Source organism: Paenibacillus lacisoli, assembly GCF_030580655.1.
Lineage (GTDB): Bacteria > Bacillota > Bacilli > Paenibacillales > Paenibacillaceae > Paenibacillus > Paenibacillus lacisoli.
In genome coordinates, this window is the sequence record NZ_JAUQTB010000032.1 from 1 (window position 1) to 3,224 (window position 3,224).

The window sequence follows — 3,224 nt, forward strand, 5'->3', positions numbered from 1 at the left end:
CCTTCTTGATTCAATTGAAATGCCATTTCGGATAACGTCCAATTCGGGTTCTGTTCCCGTATGTCAAAGAGCCGTTTGACCGCTTGGGCCTGCCTATCATTCACTTCTATTGCCTTGTGTCCTTTACGGGCTTTGTAACCAAATGCCGCCCGACCTCCTGCATAACCGCCCTGTTGGGCTTTCTTATTGCGTCCTCTGCCTAGCTTGAGGGCGATTTCTAGCCTTTGATACTGGTCTAGTAGTTCCATAAGTCCATTGATAAGGAAATCACTTGGGTCTTTCTTGTGAATGGAGTAGGTTGGCTGCTCGATACTTTTCACATCCACGCCGTACTTCTTGAACTCCCTATGAACCAAAACCTTTACGATGTCAGACCGCCATAAACGGCTTGTATTAAGCACGACAACAGCGTCATAGGTTCGGATGGATAGGGCGGCTAACATGCTCTGAAAGCCGATTCTGTCCACTTCAAGAGCATCCTCATCTACCTTCGCCCCACTGATACCTTCATCCGTAAAGATGTCCTGCAAGTTCCATCCCTGCTCCTGACAATAGGAGCGAATTTCATCCTGTTGGTACGCTAAACTGTAACCGTCTTTGGCTTGTCCACTTGTTGAAACTCTGACGTAACCGATGACATTCATGCTGTTCCTCCCCCTCCGTTACGATAATTGAGATTAACGTAACGCTTAACCGAATCATTAACTTGATTATATACCGTTTAACCGAAACACACAATGACTTTCTACATGTACGGTGATATAATTGCTTCATAAATCAGTACGGTTAAGCGTTACTCATCAGGAGGATAAGCATGGCAATTCGAGTAAAGTTACGCCAGTTGTTAGAGCAGAAAGGAATATCTCAACGGGAACTGGCACGATTAACAGGATTACGAGCTAGCACAATCAACCATCTGTGTTCTGACAATGTTGACAGGATCTACTTAGAGACATTAGAACTCGTTTGTAAGACCCTAAACGTCAGGATTGAAGAACTAATAGAGATTGATTGAGCCGTCATACCGCTCACAGCGGCGACAGCGGAATATCTAACCATTCATGTAAAGAGAAGTGAAGTCCAACCTCTTTACCCTCCAAGAATCAAGAATCTCCCCGAAGATGCAGACCGCCCACGGCGTGTCTGCTGTTTCTTATTCAAATGATTTTTCTCTTGATTCTTGTTTATTGAGTATTGTTAATGATTCTTATTAGTGAGACTGCCAGTCTGTTCACGACAGACTTTGTGTCCTCATTGCAGACTATCCGTCCACGATAACCGACAATCTGTCAAAATCGCAGACAATTTGTCTACAACGGCTGTTTGGTATCCCTCAACAGACTGGTTGACGGTTATCAGGACACAAAGTCGGTTGAAATAACAGACAGTCCATTATTGCTCGTTCACATCGAACGGAAATCGCTTTGCTAACTCCACTTTCAGGAACTGGGCATAGCTGTCCAGTATCTCCTTCTCTGCGAACTTATCCATAGGAAAGCGCTGTTCATGAAGCCGTTGCAGTTTGGCTGTAAACGCTTTGAACTCATCACCCTTTATTATCCCTCGCACCCATAGCGTCAGCTCTCGTTCATTGACTTGCTTCCTCACACCGCCAATAAACTCATGTGTCTTTTCGCTCATTAGCAAATACGGGTGGCAATGTAGATAGTTCGGCAGATAATACGTATTGTTCTTTCGGTCTTGACTGACTAGAATCATCTTCTTGTCATCAAGTTCCTTGATATGCCGCTCTATCGATTTGGAACTACATCCGACATCACGAGCAATCATTTCGATGGTAGGGTAGCACAACGTCTTATCGCTCATATAAGCGATTAAATTCATCAGAATCAGCTTCTCAAAGGCACTCAAGCCAAAGCAACGTAGAATCTTTACTGGTGCTTTGATGTAACCGTTATGATGGGACGTGAACTGATTCGCTCGACTTACTTCATCCATGTACGTGTTGGCAGCTTGATTGTTCTTTTTCAACCATAGGTCTTTCACTTTCGTTGCCCTCCTCTTTGAGTGTTCCGCCCTGCGGCGGCTATGATGTCAGGAAGGTGGCTATTCCTCACGTTGCCTTACCTGTATATGTCAACTGCTCGTCAGCAGAGTTCTTTCTTACGCTGTAACAATCGCTGTAAAGGTCAATTCAGTTGCAGACATTATCAAAATCCTTCACGTTTCTGCCGCTACTATGAATTGTCGTGCTATCCATCCGAAAAGGTGCGTCTTCTGTCCTTCGCCCTCTCTATCGAGACATGGTATTGTACAGTTGCGGCTCATATTAGAAAAACTGCAAGAAAGCGAAGATAACAAATAACAGGTCAATCATGGTGGTATCTGACCATAATCGACCTGTCCAACGTAACGGAATACCGTTATTTAGGGTATAAAATTCAAGCATTGCATGTGCGTACGGGCATATTAGAGGAATATTATACGGGGGTGATGAGGGTTAAGTTCTTTTGGACGTAGCCGCCCGATTCATTCGGCACTGGGTGGGGGTAAAAAAAGACCTTAAAAGGCTTTACGCCCCCCAAGGTCTCTTAATATCTACAATCTTGCTTTGTCGAGCAGTGATTGTAATTGAACTATTCTTTGGCTCATACTTAGAAGAGGGTTTATTTGGGATAGGTCAGTAATAAAATTTTTCGTTTTATTAACTACCTCTTCGATAAACTTCTCCTTGTTGACTTTGATGTCTCTCCATTCGGAATAAACCCGATTTTCTATAGGCTTGGTAATGACATACTCACTAATGAAGCTGTCCGACTGAACCACACTCACTAGTAAGTCATTATCAACAGAAATAAATTCAAGCCATGTATTGTAAGATTCCGTGTCCTTTATTGCTACATACTTAGTACCATCTATTAACACACATACTTCCAATAGATTTGATAACCAAGTTGAAATAATGTCAAAACCCTCTTCACCCTCTCCCAGTTGCCTATTATGGTAATAACCATAATCAACTGAATGCAGGTTTATTTGAAAGAAGCCCTCAATCCCCCCTTCCTTTTCAATTTGCTCTAGATTCATTGTTTTCCAGTAACTCTCATCAATAATAATACGGTATTTTATCTCAAACAAATTTGACTACCTCCCGAAATCAGCCGGAGTTAACTTATGTTGACCAAATGGAGTTGTCAACAAAAGTGCAGTTTGAAAACACCCCTCATACAGAAATCCCGTGATTAAGCTGCTTGTGACAGCAT

At 42.8% G+C, this 3,224-nt stretch carries 4 protein-coding genes; 1 reads left to right on the forward strand and 3 read right to left on the reverse strand.

The genetic code is table 11. From position 1 onward, the window contains the following. Positions 1-644: recombinase family protein (locus tag Q5741_RS21355; RefSeq protein WP_305026129.1), on the reverse strand; the 644-nt coding region annotated here is incomplete at its 3' end. A 170-nt stretch (positions 645-814) separates the two neighbouring features. Here Q5741_RS21355 and Q5741_RS21360 point away from each other — a divergent pair. Next, positions 815-1,015: a helix-turn-helix domain-containing protein gene (locus tag Q5741_RS21360; protein ID WP_305026130.1), complete on the forward strand. Its 201-nt coding sequence runs from the start codon at positions 815-817 to the stop codon at positions 1,013-1,015. Positions 1,016-1,392: 377 nt separating this feature from the next. Here the strand turns inward: Q5741_RS21360 and Q5741_RS21365 are convergent, their stop codons facing one another. Together Q5741_RS21365 and Q5741_RS21370 are read right to left on the reverse strand one after the other, a co-directional pair. Then, positions 1,393-2,007 (reverse strand): helix-turn-helix domain-containing protein, encoded by a 615-nt coding sequence (locus Q5741_RS21365; RefSeq protein ID WP_305026131.1) that lies wholly within the window; start codon positions 2,005-2,007, stop codon positions 1,393-1,395. Between the two features lie 552 nt (positions 2,008-2,559). Beyond that, positions 2,560-3,099, reverse strand: a complete 540-nt coding sequence (locus Q5741_RS21370; RefSeq protein WP_305026132.1) for a hypothetical protein — start codon at positions 3,097-3,099, stop codon at positions 2,560-2,562. Positions 3,100-3,224 lie beyond the last annotated feature (125 nt).

Excerpts from the sequence above, each read along its gene's own strand:
- Q5741_RS21360 (WP_305026130.1), top strand. The coding sequence starts at position 815 with ATGGCAATTCGAGTAAAGTTACGCCAGTTGTTAGAGCAGAAAGGAATA.